Below are 25,274 nucleotides of genomic sequence, written 5' to 3'. Positions count from 1 at the left end.
AGACTGGCTTTCGGAGATATTTAACCACGCCTAAGTCTTGATTCTCTGGGGCAGCAAAGTATTTAATTGGATCATCCGCGTCACCTTTGTCGTAAGCAACGCTGAAATGGTATAAACCGCGATAAATCATCTCTAAAGAAATACTGATAATCAAGTAAAGGGGGATGAGGCGAGAGACGCTCGCCTCATCCCCCTCCCCCGTACACGATTATCATTGTTAAGAGCTTTTTTGAGTATTTTAGCTGATTGACAAAAGTGCAATTATCTTAAACTGTCTCAGATGCACATAGTTACAGTTTTTACATTCAAATTTTCAGGTGCAAGATTATGAAATAATCATTTACAAACAGCCTTTTGCCCCGAATTATATTTGTCATCTCCCTAAAGTAATATAACAGACTTATGCTCAAAGATGTATTGACAAAGTTAATTTACTTTTAAAGTGTTGCAAATAATAGCAATACTCTATTTATATAAGTTTTATTTGAGTTAAGTATAAAAGTAATAAAGGTAGGAAAAGTAGGATATTTTACAAAAGCTCTTGACTAACCTGTTAATAGCCACTAATTTAACAGTTAGACGAGAGGAAAAAAGGGCAACTATAGTACACAACGTATAAGTTGAACTCTCATTCTTCTAATTAATTGTTTGTTACATATTTAGAAAATTTCTCCAGGACTTACTTACAGCAGTTTTCATGTATTTGAACCACACCTGTCATAGGGGCGCAAGGCCTTGCGCTCCTACTGCGTGGTCTATTTACCTAAAAATAGCTGTAAATAAAAATATCCAACAGTGAAAATTTTCAATTTAAAACTAATCATGAATTACTAAATAGAAAATATCTCATCACCTGTTGTGGAGTAGGCATCGTGCTTAATCGGTTCATAGTATAGGCGGAAGATGCACATTAGTTATTCATCTTGATTGTGAGCAATACAATTTTTGTAATTGCTCTGATTGCAATATTATTTTGTAATTCTGAGGAAAGATTTATCAAGTATGACATTATCTACACTCTCAATTACCTCTTTAGCATCTACTGCTACAGAAACAGGCAATCGTGGCACATACCGCGTCGGGATCGCACAGATGGTGATTTAACTATCAAACTCAATATTGATGGTAGTAGTAGTGCAGCGATCACAGACTACAAACTTAGTGGAAATAAAGTAACAGTATCTGGAAGTACTGTTACGGTGGTGATTCCTGATGGACAAAGCTTCGTTGATATCAATTTAACTGCTATTGATGATATTCAAGCCGAAGCTAATGAAACAGTCAAATTGAATTTAGCAAATGACGCAAATTATAAGATTGATACCGCTAGTAATGCAGCCACTGTTACAATCAGCCGTAACGATACAGTAGTAATTAACATTAATGACAATGGTGAAGGCTCATTACGGCAAGCGATTGAAAATGCTAATGCCTTTGCTGGAACTGACACAGTTAGTTTTGCTGGAACTGTATATACTGATGCCTTTGCAGATACGATTAGCTTGGTATCTGGAGAATTAAGTATTACTGATGATGTCATTATTCAAGGAACAGGAGCGAAAAACTTAACTGTTAGTGGTAATAATACCTCCCGCGTCTTCAATATTTCTGGGACTCAAACAGATGCTACCATTGATGCGATTGCGATCATCGATGGTAACGCAGGCACAGCAAATGGTGGTGCTATTCTAGTCAATGATGGAAATACTCTTAACCTAACTAACAGCAAGCTTTCTAATAATAAAGCAGCTCGCGGCGGCGCTCTCTCCAACGTAGGTAGGACTACCGTTACCAACAGTACGATAGACAGTAACCAATCTCTCATCGGTGGCGGTGGAATCTATAATTTCAACACAATTACGATAAATGATAGTACCCTTTCTAACAACTTAGCTAGTACTAACGGTGGTGCATTTGCTACAGTCAATATAGCCACTGTGAGTAACAGCACAATTTCAGGCAACGCTGCTAATTCTTCTGGTGGCGGAATCACTAACTCAGCTTTGCTTATTTTAAATAGCAGTACTATTGCCAACAACACAGCAGATGCTGATAACGACAGTGCAGGTGATGGTGGAGGAGTTATCAAATTGGGTGGTACGGTTACCGCATCCAATACTATCATTGCTACTAATAAGGATTTAGGTGGTGAGGCTCCTGATGTATTTGGTAATGTTACAGGCAATGCTAACAACTTGATTGGGACTACATCTGGGGCTTCTGGAACTATCGGTACTGGTAGCGATATCGTCAATCCTGACCCTGGATTAGCCCCCCTAGCTAACAATGGCGGCCCGACTCAAACCCACGCTTTACTAGCTAGTTCTCCAGCCATTAACGCAGGCAGTAACAGCTTTGTTCTTCCTGATGTTACTACCGACCAAAGAGGCACAGGATTTGACCAGATCAAATTTGGAACGATAGATATTGGTGCATTTGAAGTACAGGAAACAATTGTCAGCCTAAAAGCAGTTTCGTCCCACTGCCACAGAAACGGGAACAGTAGGGACTTATCGTCTCAGTCGTATTGGTAATGCTGGTAACTTAACCGTCAAACTGACTATTGACGGCAGCAGTAGTGCTTCTGTAAATGATTACACCCTCAGTGGTGGTAACATTACAGTTTCCGACAATACTCTGGCCGTTGTTATTCCTGATGGGCAAAGCTTTGTTGATATTAATCTTTCTGCTATCAATGACCTAGCAGCAGAAGCTGACGAAACCTTACAACTCAATCTAGCTCCTGATACTGCTTATACTATTGATACAATAAATCCAACTGCTAGCGTTGCGATCGCCCGTAACGATACCACTGTCACCAACATCAACGATAGTGGTGAAGGGTCATTGCGGCAAGCAATTGAAAATGCCAATATCTTTGCTGGGTCTAATAGAGTTGATTTTGACACTACAGGAACATTTGCCACTGCCCAAACCATCACTCTTACTTCTGGACAACTCAGAATTATAGATGATGTCACTATCTCTGGAACAGGATCTGAACAATTAACGGTAAGTGGTAACAATGCTAGCCGTGTTTTGAATATCTCTGGAACAGGAACAGATGCTAGAATTGACGGCTTAACAATTGCAAATGGTAATGCCGGAACAGGAGATGGAGGTGGCATCTTAGTTAATCAAAATAGTAATTTAGTCTTAACTAACAGCACTGTTGAAGGTAATCGTGGCAACCTCGGAGGCGGAATAGATAACCTTGGTACAACGACCGTTATCAACAGCACGCTCTCTAATAACCAAGGTGATGCAGGTGGTGGGATCTTAAACTCAGGTACAGCTACTTTAATTAACACTACTTTATCAGGTAACCAAGCCAGGGTTTTTGGTGGTGGTGGTATCGGGAACTTAGGAATAGCCACTTTGATTAACAACACTATCACTAACAACACAGTAGTGGCTAATTTCAACAGTACTTTTGGTGGTGGGATTGAAAACTTCTTTGAGGGAAAACTGAGTGTCAAGAACACGATTATTGCAGGAAATACTAACAGCAATAATCAAGAGGCTGATATCTCTAGTGATAGTGATATCGTTGGCAATGCTAATAACTTAATTGGTAGTACATCTGGGGCATCAGGAACTATTGGTACAGGTAGTGACATTACCTTTGCCGAAGCTGGTATTACTAACATTAATCAGGTCTTTGACCCGATTTTGCAAAACAATGGTGGTTCTACAGCTACTTATGCTTTAGTTCCAACTAGTCCTGCGATTAATGCTGGTAACAATGCCAATCTCTTAACAGATACAGTTGATTTAGATGGAGATGGTAACATTAATGAATCCATTCCTTTCGATCAACGCGGCATTGGTTTTAACCGTATCAAGTTCGCTACTGTAGATATCGGTGCTTATGAATCTGACACCGTTTCTGGTAGTGGTGGTCACAAACAGTTTATTGTACCCGGTGGGGAGGGAAGTCATAGTATCGTTGACTTCGGCGGTGTAAACAGAGGTAGTAATCCTTCCCCAGCTACTGTTGCCGAGGTGGATACTATTAAATTCCAGGGAACTGGTTTAACAGCCCGTAATTTGCTTTTAACTCAATCTGGCAAAAATCTAGAGTTTACATTTGAAGGAGTTGCTGATAGTGATACTAAAGTTACTTTACAAAACTTTGCCTTAGAAAACTTAGATAATCTTTCCACAATTGGCAATCTTTTGTTTAATGGACAAACTAGCATTAGCGACAGCTTTGATGTTATTAATGCTGATTCGGCTCAAACTAGTATATTCCAACGCAACAAAGTCACATTCCTCAATGAACTCTCTAACAACATCAAGGGTCTTGACAACTCTAACGATGTCATCAATGGTCAGGGAGGTAACGACATTATTGATGGTCGTGGAGGCGATGATTTGTTGCGCGGTGGTGTAGGCAATGATACTTTGAGCGGTGGTGCTGGTAATGACATTCTTGTGGGAGGTGCTGGCAATGACATCCTCACTGGTGGAACTAGTTCTGACCAATTTATTTATCAAGCTGATAGTGACTCTAGCACTAGTGGTGATACTATCACTGACTTCAATTCCAGCCAAGACAAACTAGTGTTAACTGACTTGTTTAGACAACTGTCTTACTCTGATAACAATCCGATTGCTGATGGTTATTTGAAATTTGTTTCTAGTGGTGCAAATACCCAAGTTGAGATTGATGCAGATGGACTGACATCCACACAAGGCTTTAACTTGCTAGTAACTTTAAATAATGTTTCTGCTAGTTCTTTAGTTCTTGGCAGTAACGTTTTAGTCTAAAACTGGCGACAACCTTATACCAACAATACCTTCGGTAAAAAAATCTGAATTTAGCGAAGGTATTGTTACTTACAAGATAAATAACATGAATCACGAGTGATATGTTTTAACTATATCTTTATAGCAAAGTAAAATATTAAAAATTTGCTCATTTTTTTGGAAAACTAATATTTAGTTGCTCTCAGACGATTTTGGCTCCAAAGAAAATTCTTTTCTAAAACCTGCTGTCTTCTGCCTCCTGCCTGGTTGTTGAGCGTAGTCGAAAGACTGCCTCCTACCTTTTGCCTTTTTTCGGTAACATAAGCAGAGAAATCCAGGATTAATAAAGCCAATAAAAGGTCATTTATTTTGAAACTATGGAAAGTTTTGCAACCATGTGAGCACGAGATGAAACCTCAAGCTTGCGAAACATCCTTTTTAAGGCTTGCTTGACAGAGTTTTCAGTAATCCAAAGTTCAGCACTAATTTCTGCATTGGTTTGTCCTTGAGCCACCAAGGAAGCAATTTGCATTTCACGAGGTGTTAAACACTTTGTCTGTAATAGGGGTTGTTGCAATTGCGCCATTGCTACCCAAGTAGAAATGTGCAGACAAAGCGCACTCAAATCTGTAAGATTTTGTGAATCAAATGCAGGCATTCCTTGCTGACGCGTCAAACCTACCACACCCACTAACTCACCATTGCTAACAATTGGCCCTGCCATGACATGCCAGTGATCGGCACGAGGACAAATCAACTTCCATGTTTTAGGTTCTACTACCAAAGCTTCATGAACAGGGGCATGGCGTTCTAGCAAGTAGCGTGCAACTGGATTGTGTTGAGGTGATAATGCAATTTGCAGTGCTTTTTGAATCTTGCTGTCAACTAAAGAAATTTGGGCAAAGAAAAACAGCCCACATCGTGTAGCTGAAAAATACTCACTCATTTGAGCGGATATGTGCGATCGCAAAGTCTGTTCATCTTTAGCTTGAGCAATTCCATGAAATAGAGCTTGTAAGGCAACCATGATTTGCAAAGTGTACTCGTTCGAGGTCTAGGCGCAGTATCGCAACCAGACCTATCTTAGCTTTAGTCACACCAAACCGCTTCGCGGAGTCATTAGTTATTAGTCCTTAGTCCTTAGTTTTTTTGCCCACTCTGTTGCGAGGTATGTACCAAAAAACTCTTTATTAATCACTAATGACCAATGACCAATGACCAATGACTAATTTGTTTGGTTTTTGGAATTACTTCACATGACTGTAAATTCTGGCATTAATGACACACAGATATCCGGGCGCTGGATTCAAATCAGTTTTTTGATCGCAGCAGTGCTTTTCAATCTCTGTTTAATAATCCAAATATTCAGTGTTGGACTGGCTTACTTTTACAACTCTGATTGGTGGAATCTCCATATTTGGCTCGTGCGAGGATATAGCGGACTCTCACTAATTTTGTTGGTATGGGTGTTTTTGATTCCCTTTCCGCCAAGAGTCCGAAACCTGACAGCAAGTTTGCCAGTGCTGCTGGGACTGCAATTTCTCACGATTCACTTGCATTCTTTGCCTTTAGCAGTATTTCACCCACTCATCGGCTTTTCCTTATTCTCTATTTCCACAACCTTAGTGCATCGGACATCACACATCGTATTTCCCAACCACAACTAAATCGTTGAGGAAACACAACTTTCAATTCTTTTCGCGCTATTACAGGAGAAATACAAGTGTCTCAATACGCCGATTCATCTGTTCTCCTTGATACCCACTGGCTTGCAAATCATCTCAACGATCCAAACATCCGCATTATTGAAGTGGATATGAGTCCAGAGCCGTACAAAAATGCTCACATACCTGGTGCTGTGTTCTGGAACATCTTTACAGACTTACTCTTGCCCGATTTGAAGATGAATTTGGATGCGATCGCTTTTGAGAAGCTGATGGCACGTTCAGGCATCACCAATGATACCACAGTGATTGCTTATGGCAGTTATCCGGGAACGGGAGCGTGGATTTTTTGGTTGTTGAAAGTCTTTGGACATGAGAATATACGAGTTCTCAATGGCGGCTACCAAAAATGGAAATCAGAAGGTCGTCCACTAGCAACTGAATTATCTACGTTTGCTTCCACTGATTACCATGCCAGAGGTATTGATGCTCATCTGCGAGTATTACACAATGAAGTTCAGGCATCGATAGGTAGAAGCAATCGCGTATTGTTGGATGTCCGAACACTGCAAAAATACTCTGGTGAGTGGTTTTTCGATCAGCCACCACAACAAGGTCAACTCACTGGACATATTCCCGGTGTAGTGCATCTGGAGCATATCTTAACTCTGAATGAGGATGGAACTTTTAAATCATTCAACGAATTAAAAAATCTTTATGACAGTAAGGGCATTACGGCTGATAAAGAAGTGTTTCCCTACTGTGCCATCGGTGGGCGTTCTGGATATACCTGGTTTGTCTTGAAGTATTTATTGGGATATCCGAATGTTCCGAATTATGATGGCTCTTGGAATGAATGGAGTCGCTTGCCTGATGTAGCGATCAAGAGGTAGTGAGAGTTACTTGAGAATATTTTTGCTCTTCTCAATAGACCTCTTGCAAAAGTCCCTAACACCCCACCCCCAACCCCTCCCCGATGCCTTGGGGCTACGTTGTACACACAAGTCTGAAATAGCTGATTAACCAAGGTTTTACCCCACCCTAACCCTCCCCGTACGTATTGGGGAGGGAACTGGATTTCTGTTTCCCCCCAATACATCGGGGGGATTAAGGGGGGTAATTCGACTTGTGTGTACACGGTAGCCGATGCTTTGGGGAGGGAGCGTTTGCTTTACTCAAATGCGGGGTGGGGTTCTTTATTTTTGATTTATGCAAGAGGTCTAATACCTTCGCCAAAAAAATGCCAATGCGTCGGCTTACATTGTTAATGCGTCGGCTTGCATTGTTAATGCGTCGGCTTACATTGTTAATGCGTCGGCTTACATTGTTAATGCGTCGGCTTGCAATGTTAATGCGTCGGCTTGCAATGTTAATGCGTCAGCTTACATTGTCATTACTCTTGCTCGCAATATTACCAATAACCACACCTTTACAGACGGACACCACTACCGCCATCAAGATTAAAATCTCTTAACCTTTCGTTACAATAAAAACATCGAGAAGGACGAAAGCAAACCTCTCGAAGCTGAAATTAAAGGTGAACGACATGAATGGCACAATTCGCGTTGGTAATCTCTTCGAAATTCCCTTCTATATCCATCCGTCATGGTTTTTAGTTCTGGGTTTGGTAACTTGGAGCTATAGCAGTGGACTGGCGGCGCAATTTCCCCAATTGTCTGCGGGATTAGCTTTGCTACTAGGATTGATGACAGCGCTAATGTTATTTGCCTCTGTCGTCGCCCATGAATTAGGCCACAGTTTTGTTGCGATTCGTCAGGGAATTGATGTCAAATCCATTACGCTGTTTATATTTGGCGGTTTAGCAAGCTTAGAAAAAGAATCGAAAACCCCAGGTGAAGCTTTCTGGGTAGCGATCGCTGGGCCAATAGTAAGCTTAATACTATGCGGCATGGTTACAGCTATTGGTGTTACTACTGCTGCATCAGGGCCGTTAGCTGCAATTCTTAGTGTTCTAGCTTCTGTTAACTTAGCATTAGCTCTATTTAACCTGATTCCTGGCTTGCCCTTAGATGGTGGAAATATACTGAAAGCCATTGTTTGGAAGATTACAGGTAATCCTTATAAAGGTGTAACCTTTGCGAGTCGAGTTGGACAAATATTTGGTTGGGTAGCAATTCTTTCAGGTGTACTTCCCCTACTATTATTTGGCAACTCCGGTAACTTCTGGAATTTGTTAATTGGCTTCTTCTTGTTGCAAAATGCTGGTAATTCGGCTCAATTTGCCAGAGTGCAAGAAAAACTCACAGGTTTGACAGTCGAGGATGCTGTAACTCATGACAGCCCGATTGTATCTGCTAATCTTACCTTGAGAGAGTTTGCCGATGAGCGAGTCATAAGTGGGCAAAACTGGCATCGGTTCTTAGTGACTGATGATGATGGACAATTAGTAGGTGCGATCGCAGTTGATAATTTAAGAACCATCCCTACAGCACTGTGGTCAGAAACTCAAGTCAAAGAAGTCATGCGACCAATTACTGAATCTACCACAGTCCAATCAGATCAACCTCTGCTGGAAGTCATGCAGTTACTCGAACAACAAAAACTATCTGTGCTTCCCGTGATTCGTGAGAATGGCGTCCTAGTTGGAATCTTAGAAAAAGCTGCAATTATCCAGCTACTTCAAAGCCGAACCCAACCTAACCCTGCATAAAGACGCAATTCATCGCGTCTATCAAAAAACGGTAAACCCTTGTAGAGACGCGACAAATCGCGTCTCTACATTTTTATCGTCAAAATTTTTGATTTTTTTTGAATTGGTATAAGTTCAAAAATCAAATCGGATTACTATATTAGGACTCCTATTTAATTTTTGAACAAGACTCAGTACCTATCTATCTTTTTCTCTGTTTCCTATTCCCTATTGCCTATTTCTATAAATTAGACATCTGATGAAAAATAATGTGGAGACGTAGTAGTGCTACGTTTCTACAAGGGTTTTGAATAAGTCATATTTATAGGCTCTTAGTATTTTTTTTCCAAGAATTTTTACGAGATATCAGGTATATCCCTAGCAAGGATAAACCCGCCAGTGGCGCAGATTCGGGTATAGTTTTGATTTTGGCATAAATAGCTGTTGTAGTTGTAGCTTCTTCAAGAGCCTTAATACTTATCTGGCGACCGTCTAGATTAAAACCGGTTAACTCAAGGGTATATTTATTACTTCCAAAGGTGAAACTGCCATTACTCGAATTTGTATCTAAAAATACTAAGTCTGCACTCTTTTCAGGATCTTTTGCGTCGTTAGGTGTATTTACTAAACGCAAGTTAAAGTCAAAAACTTGGCTGGTTCCCACAGGAGGGCTGAAAGATACATTGAGATTTAAAGGTACAAATCCAATGCCTGTTTCGGGGACTATCTTTCCATTAAAGTAACTTAAATCAGCTATTTTGAATACAGAGTTAATGTCCGCAGAAAATGAAGTTCCATTAGAGGTTAGTTTATTTGGAAGTCCTGACGACAAATTAGCTTGACCCCAAGTAAATGTGTTACTTCCCACACCTGTATATATGGGATTAGTATCGGTGCTTCCTGGAGTCGGTTTTCCCCATGTTGCACTAGAGATGCCAGAAAAAGTTAGAGCTCGTGCTTGACCGGAGAAACCAAATCCTGTGGTCGAACTCACAAAAAAGCTAGATATAGCAGTAGCCAAAACAAAACTGAGTTTCATAATTCTAGGTTTTAATTATCATTCTGGAGTTTCTTTCACTTAGGTCTTCAATCTACCTTAGTAAATTTACGGAAAATACGCCAACGTCTTATTGTATTTTTTATAAAAAATTTATGTGCATTTCAAAATAATTTAATGAATAATTTATATTGATTAAGTTAAAATTATGGGTTGTTAAAATATACTTTATTAGTTTGTAATTAGTAAAACGGTAAACCTCTTGCAAAAAGTTCCCTAACACGCCATTTCCAGCAATAGTGGAGACTTTGACGTAAGTCAAAGGCGGAGTGGGATTCTTTTTTTGATTTATGCAAGAAGTCTAGTAATTGCGTAGCTGTAGCCCGTCGTAGACATCGCTACCTTACTCGGCTTCCTGATGAATTGTCAAGTTTATATCAAGTTACAGTTTTTTGACATTCTCTGTGCTATACGGAAGAATGGGATTCATAATTTTGACAAAATCTCTGGCAACAACTGGCTAGGAACTTTAGATAAAGCCAGATTTTGCCCCTGTATGCCTAATTCATTATGAAAAGCACGAATAGTTTTCACCACATAAGTGAAGGTTGTCTGATAAGCCTCTGGTTGTTTAATTAATCCGTTTAAGGCTTGCAAATGGTTATCTAATGCTACTTCTAAGTGTTGAGAGCGTGTCGCTTTGTCGCCATTAAAAGACTTATCTATTACTAGCTGATAATGTGCTAGTCCCAGGTTATTGTGAGAGGCAAGCAAATCAAAACTTAAAGAAGTACCGCTAAGTGAGTGAGCCAAAGCGATAGCTTCTTCGTAAGCGCTGATACATAATTGCAGATATTTTTGCCGTGCCTCTTGAGTAGTTTCAGATAGGTTTGCTAGATGCCAGTAGGCAGTACCCAGATTATTTTGTGTAGCGGCGCAGGCACTGGGAACATTAGCTGGAGTGCGATACTTAAGAGCTTCGCTATAAACATCTATGGCTAACTGGAGATTTTGGGCAGGTTGTTCGTATTGTGCCAGATTCCAACACGCAGTACCGATATTGTTTTGAATCATGCCATACTTCAGCGGTTCCTCTTCAGGGTTGTAGTGTGCAAGCGCTTCATTGTAAGCTGCGATCGCTTTCTTTAAATGCACAATCGGTTGATTGTATTGCCCTAAATGCCAGTAGGCAGTACCCAAATTATTTTGGCAAGCCGCATACTTTAATGAATCCATATCAGCTGTACGGTGGCTAAGTGCTTCACTGTAAGCGAAAATTGCTTGCTGCCAATTTTCAGATGGGTGAGAGAAACGAGCTAAATCACCATAGGCTGTCCCCAAATTATTTTGTACACGAGCGTAAGTTTCCGAATGTGTCTGGGGCGAAATCATCTTTAACGCCAACTGATAAAATTCTATTGCCTGCTCTATATAAGTTTGTCCCTCTTCAGAATTGGGTGGTGTGCGGTATAGCATCCAGTAGAGTGTACCCAAATCATTCAAGATATCTGGAAGTTGCGGTGAGCTTTCGTCATAACTAATTGCCTCCTGATAGGCAATAATTGCCACCATCAGGTTTTCTAAAGTTGCCTCTCCTTGCTCAATGCGAAGACGGTATAAAGTACCCAAGCGATGATAGGCCTCTGCCAGTATTTCCTCTGAAACAAGATTTTCGTGTAATTCTTGAATCTCCAATAAAATCTGCTGTGGTTGTAAGGAATCCTCTGTATTTTGAGCAATACTTGTATTTATTGTTGCTATTACTAGCTCCGTTAACTCACTGCTAATATAAGATAAAGATGACAGCGATTGATTATTACTCCCACTACCAGACCGATTTGTAGATTCCTGTTGTTGTGGCGTAGCCTTCAATAAATCCGCTGTTGATGGTGAAACTTCCTCAGTTTTGTGTACGCGATTCCCTTGTATCTCTACTGGGAAATCAGAATTCTTATCAAACTTGAACTCGGTGGCTGCGGTTTTGAGTTCTGCTTGGTTAGCTGATTCATCTAGAATTGACTGCTCAATATTCCCCAAATCTAAGCTTCTAGAACTAGAAAAACGTTCTGGATAGCCCAAATTCTGAGTTGCTGGTGTGGGTTCTCCAGCAAACATAAATACGCCAGTACGACAACGCCAAAACTGTGGTGCTGATTGCTTGATAGCCGATAACCAAGGACGTGGTATCCACAACAGCAAATTAGATTCTAGGAATCGGCTGGATTCTTGTGTAGAGAAATATTGTTCGCTTAAGCGGAGATAGTGCAAAAATAAACGCTGTGTCGCAACTGGTTGCTTCGTAAGATGCTCCACGCCGACAATCTGAAATGCTGGTACTGGAAAAGGTCTACCAGGAGTATCTTTTGATGCCCCAATAATTGGCGGTGGATAATTAGTCAACCATTGATTAATCTGGATTATGGGATTGGGATCGTTTAAATTCAAACGCAACGTGACTAATCGCGGATAAGCTGGAGTGCTATTTTCCTGAGCATTTGATGATTGATATAGCACCTGTCCGACAGGATAAGCCAATGTAGAATGCAAACGGGCTGCTACCTGATTTCTTAAGTATAAATTATCGCATACAGCTAGAAGAATTTGTCGTCGTAAGCCAAGACTTAAGGCAAGTTTCAGGCGGTGGTATACTTGCCGATTCCAAGTAGAATTATTGTTGTGTGCAGTATCATTCACGCTCATAGCGGCTAAAGAGCCAAAACATAGTAGATATCACCTTTCTGGGTGCATTCAAGTGGGCCAAACTCATAATAAAAATGATTTTTAATAAGTAGATGTTGTGCGGCTGAGGATATATTGAGCCTTCAATTATAGTCGGAATAATAAAGTATAATTATATACTTTCGTTCCCAGTTCAATTTTAACAAAAAATAAAAAAGCAGGCCCCTCTTAAAATCGGAACCTGAAAAACTATAAATAAGATGAAGTTTTCTTAAAATGTTTTACGATCAACTGCTCTTAGAAACAAAGAAGGCGACTAGAATCAAGCCGGCAACCAAAGCTGTAGCGGCAATTCCTAGTAGGATATAAGTTCGCTTTTGCCCTTCCGTGAGAGGTTCTGCTTGATAAACCTTTGGTTCCCGGGCAAAATTATTCAGAAGACCGCCTTCTTCATTGGTATAGGGCATGAATGAATTCCTTTATCTTTATCGTTAATTTAATGTTACATAAATGCTAAATCTGGTCTTAAACTGCTAGATAAATCGTTACATTGGGGATTGGAATTAGGTGACAGGTCATAGGGTACAGGTTACAGGGAAAAGATTATTCCTCTGTAAGCTATACCCTGTACCCTATTCCCTAACTAGTAATTGTCCCAGTTAGAGGTGAACTAGGACTGGCGTAATCTTTAATAGGCATTCTGCCAGCAAGGTATGCTAGACGACCGGCGACTGCTGCCAAATTCATGGCACGAGCCATTGCTGCTGGTTTTGGAGAAAGAGCGATCGCACTATTAATCAATAAGGCATCTGCTCCCAATTCCATTGCCTGAGCGGCTTCTGAGGGTGAACCAATACCAGCATCTACCACCACTGGCACACCTGCATTTTCGATGATAATTTGGATATTGGCAGTTGTTTTCAATCCTTGTCCAGAACCAATTGGCGATGCCAAAGGCATTACTGTAGCACAACCTACCTCTTCTAAGCGCTTGGCTAACATGGGGTCAGCATTGATATAAGGCAATACTGCAAAACCTTCTTTAACTAGTTGTTCTGCTGCTTGCAATGTCCCAATCGGGTCTGGGAGTAAATACTTAAGGTCGGGTATTACTTCTAACTTGACAAAGTTATTATCTTCCTGCCCCAACAATTTCGCCATTTCTCGCCCTAAACGCGCTACCCGAATTGCCTCTTCAGCAGTTTGACAACCTGCGGTATTGGGTAACATCCAAACTTTCTTCCAATCTAAGGCTTCAGCTAAACCTTCATGTCCAGGAGCCTTGGTTTGTACCCGTCGTACTGCTACGGTAACAATCTGGCAATCGCTGGCGGCGACGCTTTGCTGCATTTCCTCAATGCTGCGATACTTACCAGTTCCCGTCATCAAGCGGGATTGGAAGGTTTTGCCAGCGATAATCAATGGGGAATCGGTAGAGACGTGATTAATCGCGTCTGTGGGAAGTGGGGTGGTATTATGCCCGTTGGAGAAATTGGCAGAGTGAGTCAGCATGGGGGTGGAGGTAGATGACTTGGACTGGAAGCGCGAATAGTGAAAATCAGCAAGTAGGGGGTCAGACTTTTGTTCTAAGATTAAATCGGCAATCAAAGCGGCTGTTACGGGCGCAAGTAGAATTCCGTTGCGGTAATGACCCGTAGCAAAGGTTAAATTTTGACAGTGGCTAATGCCCAGGATGGGCAATTCATCAGGGGTAGTTGGGCGAAATCCCCACCAAAATTCCTGGATGGGATAATGCTTTAATTGGGGATACAACCGGATAGCAGCTTGTAGTAATTTTTGAATACCTTCTGGAGTGTTGTTGGGGATAAAGCCAACGTCTTCACTTGTTGCGCCAATAACCAGGCGATCACGTCTTGGTACGATATAAATATCCTGCCCAAACAAAACCCGCTTCAAGGGCAATTCCGGCGAAACTTCTGGTATCCGCACACTCAGCATTTGTCCTTTTCTGGGTAGCACAGGTAGCGGTAACAATTCATTTGACCAAGCACCTGAAGCTAAAACATAGTGAGCGGCGCGAATTATACCAGCGTTGGTTTGCACGCCAACTACTTGTCCTTGCTGCTGTAAAAATGCTTCTACTATAATACCGTCTTTGAGTTCAACACCAACAGACTCAGCTGCCGTCCGCAATACGTGAGCTAGAGCTTGATTATCAACTTGTGCGTCTTCAGGATACCACCAGCCACCAACTACCTCTGCTCCCAATCCTGGCTGATATTGATGAATTGCCTCTTTGTTTAACCAGTAAGCCGGGGATGAGGGAGATGAGGAGGAAAGACTTTCACCTCTGCTCCTCTGCTCCTCTGCTCCCCCTGCCCCCCTGCCCCCCTGCCTCCCTGCCTCTTCAAAGAGGGGTGCGAGGATACCACAGGGACGGTAGCCAGTATTTAAGCCTGTCAGTTCTTCTAATTTGCGCGTCCAGTCGGGATATAAAGTACGCGATCGCCAACACAAGAAACGCATTGCCTCATTCGGGATGTTTTCCGCATCTGGTGCCAACATCCCGGCGGCAGCATGGGTAGCGGCAGCCTGAAAGTCACGACAAAGCACGGTGACGTTTGTCCCGCGCAATTTTAGTTCAATGGCGATCGCTAAACCAATAACGCCGCCACCAATAATCACAGTCTCACTAATCATTAGTCATTAGTCATTAGTCATCTATCATTAGCCATTTATCATTAGTACATAACTAATAACTCATAACTAATAACTCATAACTTATAACTTATAACTTGTAACTAAAGACGGGTCTGAAGACGGATCTGCTCGTTACCACAAGGCGCGAATTGGTTCGTTGCCTTGATTTGGATCGCTAGATGGTGTGCTTGTTTCTGAAGAATCTGTATTGCCGTCTGTTGTACTGTCAGTTGAGTCATCAGCAGAATTCTGGGCAACATCACTCCTGTTGTCGGGTCTTGGGGCTACAATAGTGCGCCTATTTTGGTTTGTTTCAGTCGTTTCGTTTCCTTCTGTTGCAGTTTCTTCATTCTTGCTGCCAGCACTGCTATTAACATTGATATTAGCTGGCAGGACTTCTGATTTCTTGTCACTGGGAGCGTTAGCAGTTTGTACGCCCATCGGAAAGTTGATGCCCAGTAATGTACCAAGCAGAATGGCTAAACCTCCAGCCATTAAAATTAAGGGTGTCCATCTACCCATCTTGTCTTAACTCCTTTTTAACCTTTTGGTGTCCACACTATTCGAGAACCTTGTCCCCAAAATCCATCAAACTTTGTCACTTTCACATCGCCTAAAACTTGAGTTTGACTGTTCCTTAGGCAAGTCTGTTGTAGAAGAATGGGGAGGAAGCGAACGCCGTGCTCGATCACGCCAGTTCGCTGCTGATACTTTGCCCTCTACCTTAACCGTACAGGTACCGCAACTGCCAATGCCCCGACAGTTTATCACCTTAGCACCGTCATTGTAGAGATCAATACTATTTTGCAGCAAAATCTTGCGGAGATTGCTTCTATGCTTGCAATCAATTGTTTTACCTTCTGCTAGTACTTTAGGCATTTTTAAATTGCCAAACTGGCTTTTTGTTGTATATTGACACATTGCCTCGAAAGTTGTCTCGTCGGTCCCAGTTTTATGACCACAAATTCTTCACCTCAACTTTGGATCTATGACACTACATTACGGGATGGCACTCAGCGCGAGGGTCTATCTGTATCGATAGAAGATAAGTTACGCATTGCCCGTAGACTCGATCAACTGGGTATTCCCTTTATTGAAGGTGGTTGGCCTGGTGCCAATCCCAAGGATGTACAATTTTTCTGGCAACTCCAAGAAGATCCGCTTAAACAAGCTGAAATTGTTGCTTTTTGTTCGACTCGCCGCCCCAACTCTACTGCCGCCACCGAACCGATGTTACAGGATATTTTGGCTGCGGGAACTCGCTGGGTAACGATTTTTGGCAAGTCTTGGGATTTACATGTGACAACAGGACTCAAGACGACATTAGAAGAAAATTTGGCGATGATTCGCGACACAATTGAGTACCTCCGTTCTCAAGGTCGTCGGATTATCTACGATGCCGAACATTGGTTTGATGGCTATAAGCACAATCGAGATTATGCTTTACAGACATTAGAGGCTGCGATCGCCTCTGGTGCGGAATGGCTAGTCCTGTGTGATACCAATGGTGGCACTTTACCTCATGAAATTAGCCAAATTGTTCAAGATGTAGTAAGTATGACTGGGGAACTGGGGACTGGGGACTGGGGAATGAGGACTAGGAAAGACTCTTCCCAATCCCCAATCCCTAATCCCCAATCACCAATGCCCCAAATTGGAATTCATACTCATAACGATTCGGAAATGGCGGTTGCTAACGCAATAGCAGCCGTAATGGCAGGGGCAAAGATGGTACAGGGCACAATAAATGGTTACGGTGAACGTTGCGGTAATGCTAACCTCTGTTCGTTAATTCCCAATTTACAACTGAAAGCGGGTTACAGTTGTATCACAGAAGACCAGCTTACACAACTTACAGAAGCTAGTCGTTTTGTGAGTGAGGTCGTCAACCTCGCGCCAGATGAACACGCTCCCTTCGTGGGACGTTCGGCTTTTGCCCACAAGGGCGGTATTCATGTATCAGCAGTGGAACGTAATCCTCTGACTTACGAACACATTCAGCCGGAACAAGTCGGGAATCGTCGCCGGATCGTGATTTCGGAACAGTCTGGACTGAGCAATGTTTTAGCCAAAGCCCGCAGTTTTGGGATTGAATTGGATCAACAAAAGGCAGAGGCTAGGGAAATTCTCCAGCGCCTCAAAGATTTGGAGAGCGAAGGATTTCAATTTGAAGCCGCAGAGGCCAGTTTTGTACTGTTGATGCACGAAGCTTTGGGAGGTCGCCGAAAGTTTTTTGAAGTCAAAGGTTTTCAAGTTCACTGTGACTTGATTGAGGGGAAAGAAACTAGCAATGCCTTAGCTACAGTCAAAGTCGCTGTTGACGGGAAAAATATTTTGGAGGCGGCAGAAGGTAACGGGCCCGTTGCCGCTTTGGATGCAGCTTTACGCAAGGCTTTGGTGAACTTTTATCCCCAAATTGCAACTTTTGATTTAACAGATTACAAAGTGCGGATTCTCAACGGACATACGGGCACTGCGGCGAAAACCCGTGTGTTGGTAGAATCAGGCAATGGTCGTCAACGCTGGACAACGGTAGGAGTTTCTACCAATATTTTGGCAGCTTCCTATCAAGCGGTGGTGGAGGGATTGGAATACGGTTTGTTGTTACATTCCCAAGCAGAAGCAGCTTTAAAAGTTTCTAGTTGACAAAAGGGATATGTAGTGTAGGGAAAGTTTGTGTTTTTCGAGAAGCAGGGGAAGCGATCGCCAAAATGCGATCGCTTCTTGCCATCTATTAACAATTTTGTGCTTGTGTAGCGAAAAAGCGGTTGTAAATAGAAGCTCTACCAATTGCGCCATCCACCTTTGGGTGCAACTTCATTATTAGTAGATTTCAGTCCGTGAGTTTGCAACAGAGTTTGATATTCTGTGCTGCTTGCCCAACGGTCAATTTCTCGCGCCCGCAGTACTGGCACTGGATGGGTTAATTGAGCTGTACGGGCAGCTTTGACCATTTCACCCAGTTCTGTCTTGCTGATGTCATCGTAAGCGCGGGCTTGGGCAACAAAGGCATCGAGATTCAGTTGGGGCGCTAAGGTGGGAGAACCACCTGCCAACTTCATCAACACGGACATGACAACTTTCGGGTCTTGGGTCGCTAGTAAGGCGGCGCGATCGCAGGTAAACTCAGCACAACGTACCCATTCCAAAAGTTGCGCCTGTATGGCTTGGGCAACAAAGGTGCCGACATTGGGCACAATCGCCGCAGCTAATATTAGTAAATTTACAGGTGTCAAGTAAACGCTATGGTCACACTTGAGATGTCCCAACTCGTGGGCGATTACTGCCTGTATTTCCTCTGGTGTAAGAATATCAATCAGGGAAGTGTGTAGCACAACAAAAGGCTGCTTACCCCGCACAGCAAAAGTGTAGGCGTTGGGAGCCGGATGTTGCCGAACGTACAACTGGGGAGGATCTATATCCAGGATTTTACAGGCATCTAACAACAATTTGTATAAATCAGGCAGTTGCTTTTCACCCACCAAAATGCTAGAGGCAATATTTTCCACATAGAAAACTTGCTCTGCCATTGGGCCGAGCCAATTTCGCACCAACATATCTATGCCTGGTATCTGCTTGAGCGCTCTAGTAGCTTCCAGGTCTAATGGATGACGAAATGAGTCAGCTTTTAAACCAATCAGCGGAGTTTTGAAAAAGGACATAGTGCAGCAAGCTATAAAAAAACACAATTATGGAATTTGGCTGGATAGATAAACAGCCTCCCACAGTTAGTATAACGATTTCAGTAGGGGGTTTTCTTTCTTGCATACTCTTAAAACCCTTATCCGTCTTTGAGAAAACTAAGTACAGCATTTCATTAATTCATAGCGAATTAATGAAAGGCAATACCCTGCATTGTTAATGCGTTGGCTTGCATTGTTAATGCGTTGGCTTGCATTGTTAATGCAGTGGCTTGCATTGTTAATGCGTTGGCTTGCATTGTTAATGCAGTGGCTTGCATTGTTAATGCGTTGGCTTGCATTGTTAATGCAGTGGCTTGCATTGTTAATGCGTTGGCTTGCATTGTTAATGCAGTGGCTTGCATTGTTAATGCGTTGGCTTGCATTAAAAACGCTACGCTTTTACGCAAAACTGTACTAAGCATGAAGCTAGAATTAGTGACACGATCAAAGGAGATGTCTTTTTCTGTTGTCACTATGAAAATATTGGTACTGAATGCTGGATCGAGCAGCCAAAAGAGTTGTCTGTATGAAATTATAGATGCAGCTTTGCCCACCCAAGTACCTCAACCCCTTTGGTTCGGGAAAATCAACTGGACTCAAGATCGGGGTGTGGCAGAAATTGAGGTGAAAACTGCTACGGGTGGAACATTGCAAAAATCAATCTCTGGTGATTCGCCACAAGCGCACCTCACCTATATGCTTAATACACTTAATCATGATGCTACCAAGGTAATCGATCGCTTATCAGAAATCGATGTGGTGGGGCATCGAATAGTACATGGTGGAGAAGATTATCGAGATAGTGTGCTAATTACGGAAGATGTCAAAAAGGCGATCGCTGGTCTGTCTAACCTTGCTCCCGAACATAATCCAGTCGCTGTGGAAGGCATAGAAACAATTGAAAACATCTTAGAAGATGTCACTCAAGTAGCAGTCTTTGATACCGGATTTCATGCCACTTTACCCGATGCAGCAGCAATCTATCCCGGCCCATATCAGTGGGTAGAGCAAGGTATTCGTCGCTACGGGTTTCATGGTATCAGTCATCAATACTGTTCTGAACGTGCTGTCCAAATTCTCGGTCGAGATGTTGCATCTGAGCGGTTAATTATCTGCCATCTGGGTAATGGTTGCTCTTTAGCGGCGATTAAAAACGGTCGCAGTATTGATACCACTATGGGATTCACGCCCGTAGAAGGATTGATGATGGGTAGTCGTTCTGGTTCAGTCGATCCGGGGATTCTAATTTATTTGTTGCGGCACTGCAATTACTCTATCGAAAAGTTGGATGAGGTATTAAATAAAGCTTCTGGGTTAAAGGGAATTTCGGGTGTATCTAGCGATATGCGTGAAGTGATAGAAGCGATCGCTCAAGGTAATTCCCGCGCACAACTGGCGTGGGATATCTACGTGCATCGCTTACGTTCTGGTATCGGCGCAATGCTTACTAGTTTGGGGGGATTAGATGCTTTAGTGTTTACAGCAGGCGTAGGTGAACACTCTGCGGAAATTCGCCAAGCCGCCTGTGAAGCTTTTGGTTTTATCGGACTGAAAATAGACCTTGAGAAAAATCAACAGCAGCCTGTGGATGAGGATATTGCTACACCCGATTCAGCAGTACGGATATTAGTTATTCAGACTCAAGAAGATTGGGCGATCGCTCAACAATGTTGGCAACTTTTGCATAAGTAAAAACAGGATTTACTCACTTTGCAACTGTCATAGAAAATCCCCACCAAAAGAGCCAACCCCTTCAAGAGATTGACTAAATTAACACTATTTGTTTAGAAATTATCTATTAATAATTTGGTAGAGCAACCCGCGCTACAAGAGCATCTAATTCCTGATCAATATCATCTAATTGTCTGCTAAGTACTTGTAACTCACTAATTTTTGCATCAACCTTAGCTTGTCCTTGTTGCTTTTCTTTCAGGATTGAATCGACCTGTTCTCGAAACTTTTGAATCTCTTGACCAAGACTGTGATTTATTGAGTTTTGAATTTCAGTTAGCTTTGTGACTAGAGCCTCGGCTATCTTATCACCTCGTTGTGGTGCTGAATCACGAATTGAAGCTGCAAATCGTTTAGCAGCTTCCTCTTTAATCTTGTCATTTGTAGACTTTGCAGTCAAAAATCCCTGAATGAGTCCACCACCAGCCATAGCTCCAAATATCAACAAAGGATTTGCAGCAGCTAGAGTAATTGCTGCCACACTAAGGATTAGCTGAGGAATAATAGCCTTTGCCATCTCTTGATAGCCAAAAACAGCACCAACTCCGGCTAATCCAATATTTCCTCCTAACAAAAATCCTCCACTGGCAGCAAGTACTCTTTCAATTACACTAACTTTTTTGATGTTGAGATCATCTATAGAAACTATGCTACCTACAACTTGAATTTTCAGGCTATCTAATTGATGTACAAATTCGTTGGCACGTTCATCTATCTCTTGGGTAAGACGTTCTAGACGGCTAATAACTAAAGGTTGTAATATTTCATTTTGCCAGACTAATAATTCATTTTCCATCTTGCGGGAAAGTTGGTCAGTCACCTCCTTGATTAATTTTTCAATTTGAGACTTAGTTAACACCATTGATGTTTGGGTTTCTAACGTTTTCACCCAATCGCTCACAACTTTGTCAGCCAGACGGCGATAGAAACTAGAGCCTTCAGCACTAATAGTCTGTTTGATATCTTCCAAAAAATTAGAGATGCGTTGCACTATCTGCTCTCGCTGAATTTGCAGGCGGTGTAGTGGCTCCTGAGCAGCTTCATATCGAGCTTCTAGGGTTTTAAAATCAGTTCTTAACATCGTTTCCCTCTGAGGAATAACTCCTCGCGCTTCATAAATTGCTCTCTGGAGTTCTGCCGCAGGTCTAAGAATTTTGATGTTACCTTTTTCGTTGGCCAAGAATTTTTCTAGTTCTTTTTCAACCAAAGCTAAACCTGAATTTTCAACTTGCTCAATGTCACCTTGTAGTCTCCCTCCTAAAGCACCACGGGCATCGATAAAAACACTCGTTCTGCACCACGTTTTGTTTTAGGAGCTAGTTTGTTGATTCCATGTTGCTTAATGCTGTCTTTTTCTTCGTCTTCAATCATATTGAAGCGATTGCAAATAAAGAAAATATCTTTATGTCCTGTAGGAATCAAGGTGTTGTCAATTACATCCATTTCAGACTTAGAAGCCAGTGCTTCACAGGAAAGTACAAACAGTATTGCATCAACACTAGACAAATAGTCCATTGTTACTTTCTGGCGAATATCATGCTCATTCAGTCCAGGAGAATCAATAATTTCTATTCCATTGCGACAAAGTTCCAGAGGCCAAAATAATTCAACCTTTTCATAAGGGTTGCTATTAATCTCACTGACATCATCTTTAATGACGACATACTCTTCAATTTTGTTAACATGAACTTCTTCAGGCTGAGGCACAGGGCTATCTGCCGATTTTGCCGGATGTAATAAAGCGCGACGACTATCTCCCCATTTCACTTCATTGATGATCGCAGTACAAGGTCTAGCATACGCAGGTAAAACTTTCTCACCCAGCAGAGCGTTGATAAAAGTACTCTTACCACGCTTAAATTCTCCCAAAACCAATACTTTAAAGCTATTTGATTGAACTAGAGTTTTTAGTTGTTGGAGTGAGTTTTCTGATTGAGTCATGTTTAGCGAACTAATTAGCTTTAAGTGGCGCTTAATCAAATCCGCCAGCACATTTTGTTTCTTTTTAAACGCTTCATACTGTTGGTATGTAACAGTTTGATCTCCCATGATAATCTCCTTACAGATTTATTTGATTGATGAACTTTAAATCAATGTAATTTAGGGCAATAGTACCCGTGAAATTTCTTTTTTCAAAGTAGAAGCTTGAGAAATTATTTGCATCCACTGGTTTTCCGGTTGTTCATTATTACCATTTAAGGCAATTTTATAGGTAGTTTGCCAAGCAATTTTTTCCTCTTGGATCTCCTCACTCAATTGATTGTATACTTGTCGGAGACGATTTGCTAAACGTTTAAAGTACTCATCAATAGAACGGTCAAGACTATTTTCTAGTTCTCGATTAAGTAACTTTCGCTGTCCCTGCAATTTTTCCTTAATAACTTGCTCACTCACTACCCATACTGTCGTACTCACAGCTATTCCAATTGGGCCACCAAAAACATAGCCACAGATTGTAGCAGCACTGCCTCCAAGTCGTGTAAAGATTCGATAGTTTTCGATTTCAGTTAGCGACATTTGCTGTAAATCTAAGTCGATTTTAACTGCCTCTAAAGTATCAATATATTCGGAATTTATACGAGTTGAGAAGCTATTTTCGACTTCATGTTCTAGCCACTGAAAATCTAGAGCTAAAGCTTTTAAAACATCGGTTTCTAATTGTTGGCTCAACCGGAAAAGTTTGCGTCGTAACCGAAAGGGTAAATCTTGCTCCCACCAAGTTTTAGGGTCTTGGGTTCTTTTCAGTTCTAGAGAAAGATTTTCTAATAACTCTGCTTTGGCTTGGAGAACTTTTTGCTGTAGCACCTCGACACGCTGTAAGCGTTTTTGATCCAAATTCAAGCGAATTCTTTCCCAGTCAATTTGGGCATTTTGTATTTCCGTGTCTACTTTAATTAAGGCGCTCTCTTTCTCTGCTGCATCCATCGCAGCCGTAGAGATTGCTAATTCCCCAGCTTTGATTAGATGTGAAAGATAATCTGTTATTTGACCTGCAATTTTACGGCTACGCCATATCCGGCGATCGCCTTTTGCTACCATTGACTCAATCTGAGCCTTTACTTCTTCAAATACTTCAGTTTCTGAATTACTATCATTGATAGGATAGAGCGGCAAAACAGGAATTGTTGAGGAAATTTTTGCTATTCGCTTACGAATACTATTAAATACCTCTGACCTTTCCTCTTCAGGAATAGTGTCAAGTTTGGAAACAGCAACCAAAATCCTGGGAATATGGCGACCCATTACTTCCTGTTCTAAAAAAGTTGCTTCTGTCATACTGAAAGGTAATGTAGCACTGACAACTAGGACAGATGCATCACACTGGCTCAACACGTCGAGTGCAAGAGCAGCACGACGACCGCTCAAGTCTCCTACTCCAGGTGTATCAATTAATTCAACGTCAAGTGCTTGTAACCAGGGATGGGCTAATGTTAAATGGACTTGGCCAATTACGTCTTGCTCAGTACCATCTTTATCAATAGCTGTTAAGTCTCTCCAAGATAATGCTTCCATTGGACGAGTCTCCCAGCCTTTTTTGGAAGATTGAACTTTCATACGGTCTTCTGACCCTGCGACAATTGAAGTTAAGGTCGCTGTAGTTGGGAGGTCGCCAACAGGTAGGATATCTGCATCTAATAAGCGGTTGACTAAAGAACTTTTGCCACGACTGAACTCACCTACAAACGCTAGACGGAAACCTGGCAATTCCCATCGTGAGTTTAGTGCTTTTAACTCAGTAGTAATGTCTTCACAACCAGAAGAATTTGACAATACCAAACACTCATTAAGCCACAAGTGAATCCACTCAGTCAAGTTATGAGAATCTTCTGAAAGTGGAGGTGATGGTATTTGAGTTTCGATAGTATTGGCATCTACTACAGATTTAGAAACACTATCATCTGTATTTCCTGCTTTTGAGAAATGCTCACTGACAGCTTCTACTACACCTGAAACAACAATCTGAATTGTCTCAACAACAGCAGTATTTATCGCTTCTGGAACACCATCAATAACAGGTTCTTCCAATGAATAACCTAGATAATTTGACTCTTCCTCACATTCTGATGGTTCACTATAATCCTGAACTGAATATAAAGCATTTTCTAATTCATCGTTGTTTACTTCTGGTAAATTAGCCTCTATGTCAGTTTCTGCTTCCAAATTAAACCAATCATCAAAAGAATTGAAAAAAGGATTATCAATCATACAAATTTTCCTTTAAGATATGTACTGACTACTCAAGTTATTGGACTTGACTGGAATAACTTTTAATCTGGCAAATTTAACTCAGTTGTAGATATACTGGATATATGCAGTACAGCCGCGTCTGATTGAGCAATACTTAATGATTCAAGAGCATTAAAGATAATTTCGGACGCGATCGCAAAAACTTCGACCCATTTTCCTACTTTTCTCAAAAGATTTATTAGCCCAGCATTTCAGTCTAATAGTTTGAC

At 41.7% G+C, this 25,274-nt stretch carries 19 protein-coding genes and 2 pseudogenes; 8 read left to right on the top strand and 13 right to left on the bottom strand.

Features of this window, described 5'->3' with window-relative positions; genetic code table 11:
* Nucleotides 1–145: pseudogene (locus tag HWQ58_RS04435) on the bottom strand (IS4 family transposase); the annotation flags it as partial.
* A 784-nt stretch (nucleotides 146–929) separates the two neighbouring features.
* Between HWQ58_RS04435 and HWQ58_RS04430 the strand changes: the two are divergent.
* Together HWQ58_RS04430 and HWQ58_RS04425 are read left to right on the top strand one after the other, a co-directional pair.
* Nucleotides 930–2,534: a choice-of-anchor Q domain-containing protein gene (locus HWQ58_RS04430; protein ID WP_292858288.1), complete on the top strand. Its 1,605-nt coding sequence runs from the start codon at nucleotides 930–932 to the stop codon at nucleotides 2,532–2,534.
* Between the two features lie 313 nt (nucleotides 2,535–2,847).
* Nucleotides 2,848–4,773: a calcium-binding protein gene (locus HWQ58_RS04425; protein WP_292858285.1), complete on the top strand. Its 1,926-nt coding sequence runs from the start codon at nucleotides 2,848–2,850 to the stop codon at nucleotides 4,771–4,773.
* A gap of 343 nt (nucleotides 4,774–5,116) precedes the next feature.
* Here the strand turns inward: HWQ58_RS04425 and HWQ58_RS04420 are convergent, their stop codons facing one another.
* Nucleotides 5,117–5,779 carry a LuxR C-terminal-related transcriptional regulator gene (locus HWQ58_RS04420; protein WP_292858282.1) on the bottom strand — a complete coding sequence of 221 codons (663 nt, stop codon included), beginning with the start codon at nucleotides 5,777–5,779 and terminating at the stop codon, nucleotides 5,117–5,119.
* Nucleotides 5,780–6,008: 229 nt separating this feature from the next.
* Here HWQ58_RS04420 and HWQ58_RS04415 point away from each other — a divergent pair, with 229 nt between their 5' ends.
* The 4 genes from HWQ58_RS04415 to HWQ58_RS04400 all read left to right on the top strand — a co-directional run bounded on the left by HWQ58_RS04415 (nucleotide 6,009) and on the right by HWQ58_RS04400 (nucleotide 9,087).
* The gene (locus HWQ58_RS04415) at nucleotides 6,009–6,419 is read left to right on the top strand and encodes a DUF6220 domain-containing protein (protein WP_292858279.1); all 411 of its coding nucleotides are present in this window, start codon (nucleotides 6,009–6,011) and stop codon (nucleotides 6,417–6,419) included.
* A gap of 56 nt (nucleotides 6,420–6,475) precedes the next feature.
* Nucleotides 6,476–7,309, top strand: coding sequence for a sulfurtransferase (locus HWQ58_RS04410; RefSeq protein ID WP_292858276.1), 834 nt, complete (start codon nucleotides 6,476–6,478; stop codon nucleotides 7,307–7,309).
* 353 nt (nucleotides 7,310–7,662) lie between these two features.
* Nucleotides 7,663–7,890, top strand: coding sequence for a hypothetical protein (locus tag HWQ58_RS04405; protein ID WP_292858273.1), 228 nt, complete (start codon nucleotides 7,663–7,665; stop codon nucleotides 7,888–7,890).
* 72 nt (nucleotides 7,891–7,962) lie between these two features.
* Nucleotides 7,963–9,087, top strand: a complete 1,125-nt coding sequence (locus HWQ58_RS04400) for a site-2 protease family protein (RefSeq protein WP_292858270.1) — start codon at nucleotides 7,963–7,965, stop codon at nucleotides 9,085–9,087.
* A 301-nt stretch (nucleotides 9,088–9,388) separates the two neighbouring features.
* On the opposite strand, the gene HWQ58_RS04395 is transcribed toward HWQ58_RS04400, so the two are convergent.
* The 6 genes and pseudogenes from HWQ58_RS04395 to HWQ58_RS04370 form a co-directional block, all read right to left on the bottom strand.
* Nucleotides 9,389–10,105 carry a choice-of-anchor K domain-containing protein gene (locus HWQ58_RS04395; RefSeq protein ID WP_292858267.1) on the bottom strand — a complete coding sequence of 239 codons (717 nt, stop codon included), beginning with the start codon at nucleotides 10,103–10,105 and terminating at the stop codon, nucleotides 9,389–9,391.
* A gap of 444 nt (nucleotides 10,106–10,549) precedes the next feature.
* Nucleotides 10,550–12,763, bottom strand: a complete 2,214-nt coding sequence (locus HWQ58_RS04390) for a tetratricopeptide repeat protein (protein WP_292858264.1) — start codon at nucleotides 12,761–12,763, stop codon at nucleotides 10,550–10,552.
* 266 nt (nucleotides 12,764–13,029) lie between these two features.
* The gene (locus tag HWQ58_RS04385) at nucleotides 13,030–13,209 is read right to left on the bottom strand and encodes a ssl1498 family light-harvesting-like protein (protein WP_292858262.1); all 180 of its coding nucleotides are present in this window, start codon (nucleotides 13,207–13,209) and stop codon (nucleotides 13,030–13,032) included.
* Between the two features lie 172 nt (nucleotides 13,210–13,381).
* Nucleotides 13,382–15,403: a glycine oxidase ThiO gene (gene thiO / locus HWQ58_RS04380; protein ID WP_292858259.1), complete on the bottom strand. Its 2,022-nt coding sequence runs from the start codon at nucleotides 15,401–15,403 to the stop codon at nucleotides 13,382–13,384.
* Between the two features lie 132 nt (nucleotides 15,404–15,535).
* Nucleotides 15,536–15,925: a hypothetical protein gene (locus HWQ58_RS04375; protein ID WP_292858255.1), complete on the bottom strand. Its 390-nt coding sequence runs from the start codon at nucleotides 15,923–15,925 to the stop codon at nucleotides 15,536–15,538.
* Between the two features lie 17 nt (nucleotides 15,926–15,942).
* Nucleotides 15,943–16,282 (bottom strand): annotated as a pseudogene (locus HWQ58_RS04370) ((2Fe-2S)-binding protein).
* Between the two features lie 75 nt (nucleotides 16,283–16,357).
* On the opposite strand from HWQ58_RS04370, the gene cimA reads away from it, so the two are divergent.
* Nucleotides 16,358–18,049: a citramalate synthase gene (gene cimA, locus HWQ58_RS04365; RefSeq protein WP_292858251.1), complete on the top strand. Its 1,692-nt coding sequence runs from the start codon at nucleotides 16,358–16,360 to the stop codon at nucleotides 18,047–18,049.
* A 137-nt stretch (nucleotides 18,050–18,186) separates the two neighbouring features.
* On the opposite strand, the gene HWQ58_RS04360 is transcribed toward cimA, so the two are convergent.
* Together HWQ58_RS04360 and HWQ58_RS04355 are read right to left on the bottom strand one after the other, a co-directional pair.
* A complete protein-coding gene (locus tag HWQ58_RS04360; RefSeq protein WP_292858248.1) occupies nucleotides 18,187–19,065 on the bottom strand; it encodes a M48 family metallopeptidase in 879 nt (292 codons plus the stop codon).
* Nucleotides 19,066–19,235: 170 nt separating this feature from the next.
* Nucleotides 19,236–19,559 carry a hypothetical protein gene (locus tag HWQ58_RS04355; protein WP_292858245.1) on the bottom strand — a complete coding sequence of 108 codons (324 nt, stop codon included), beginning with the start codon at nucleotides 19,557–19,559 and terminating at the stop codon, nucleotides 19,236–19,238.
* A 1-nt stretch (nucleotide 19,560) separates the two neighbouring features.
* Here HWQ58_RS04355 and HWQ58_RS04350 point away from each other — a divergent pair, with 1 nt between their 5' ends.
* Nucleotides 19,561–20,778, top strand: a complete 1,218-nt coding sequence (locus tag HWQ58_RS04350) for an acetate kinase (RefSeq protein ID WP_292858242.1) — start codon at nucleotides 19,561–19,563, stop codon at nucleotides 20,776–20,778.
* A gap of 106 nt (nucleotides 20,779–20,884) precedes the next feature.
* Here HWQ58_RS04350 and HWQ58_RS04345 read toward each other — a convergent pair whose 3' ends face one another.
* The 3 genes from HWQ58_RS04345 to HWQ58_RS04335 are packed head-to-tail and all read right to left on the bottom strand — an operon-like array spanning nucleotide 20,885 to nucleotide 25,023.
* On the bottom strand, nucleotides 20,885–22,096 hold the full coding sequence (locus tag HWQ58_RS04345) for a hypothetical protein (protein WP_366837340.1): 1,212 nt from the start codon (nucleotides 22,094–22,096) through the stop codon (nucleotides 20,885–20,887).
* Nucleotides 22,075–22,866 carry a dynamin family protein gene (locus HWQ58_RS04340; protein ID WP_292858236.1) on the bottom strand — a complete coding sequence of 264 codons (792 nt, stop codon included), beginning with the start codon at nucleotides 22,864–22,866 and terminating at the stop codon, nucleotides 22,075–22,077. The genes HWQ58_RS04345 and HWQ58_RS04340 overlap by 22 nt, the downstream gene beginning before the upstream one ends.
* 51 nt (nucleotides 22,867–22,917) lie before the next feature.
* Nucleotides 22,918–25,023, bottom strand: coding sequence for a dynamin family protein (locus HWQ58_RS04335; RefSeq protein WP_292858233.1), 2,106 nt, complete (start codon nucleotides 25,021–25,023; stop codon nucleotides 22,918–22,920).
* Between the last annotated feature and the right edge of the window lie 251 nt (nucleotides 25,024–25,274).

Origin of the sequence: Nostoc sp. LPT (genome assembly GCF_017115165.1) — a bacterium.
Lineage (GTDB): Bacteria > Cyanobacteriota > Cyanobacteriia > Cyanobacteriales > Nostocaceae > Nostoc.
Note: the sequence above shows the minus strand (reverse complement) of the source record. Positions and strands in the feature narration are given on the sequence as shown.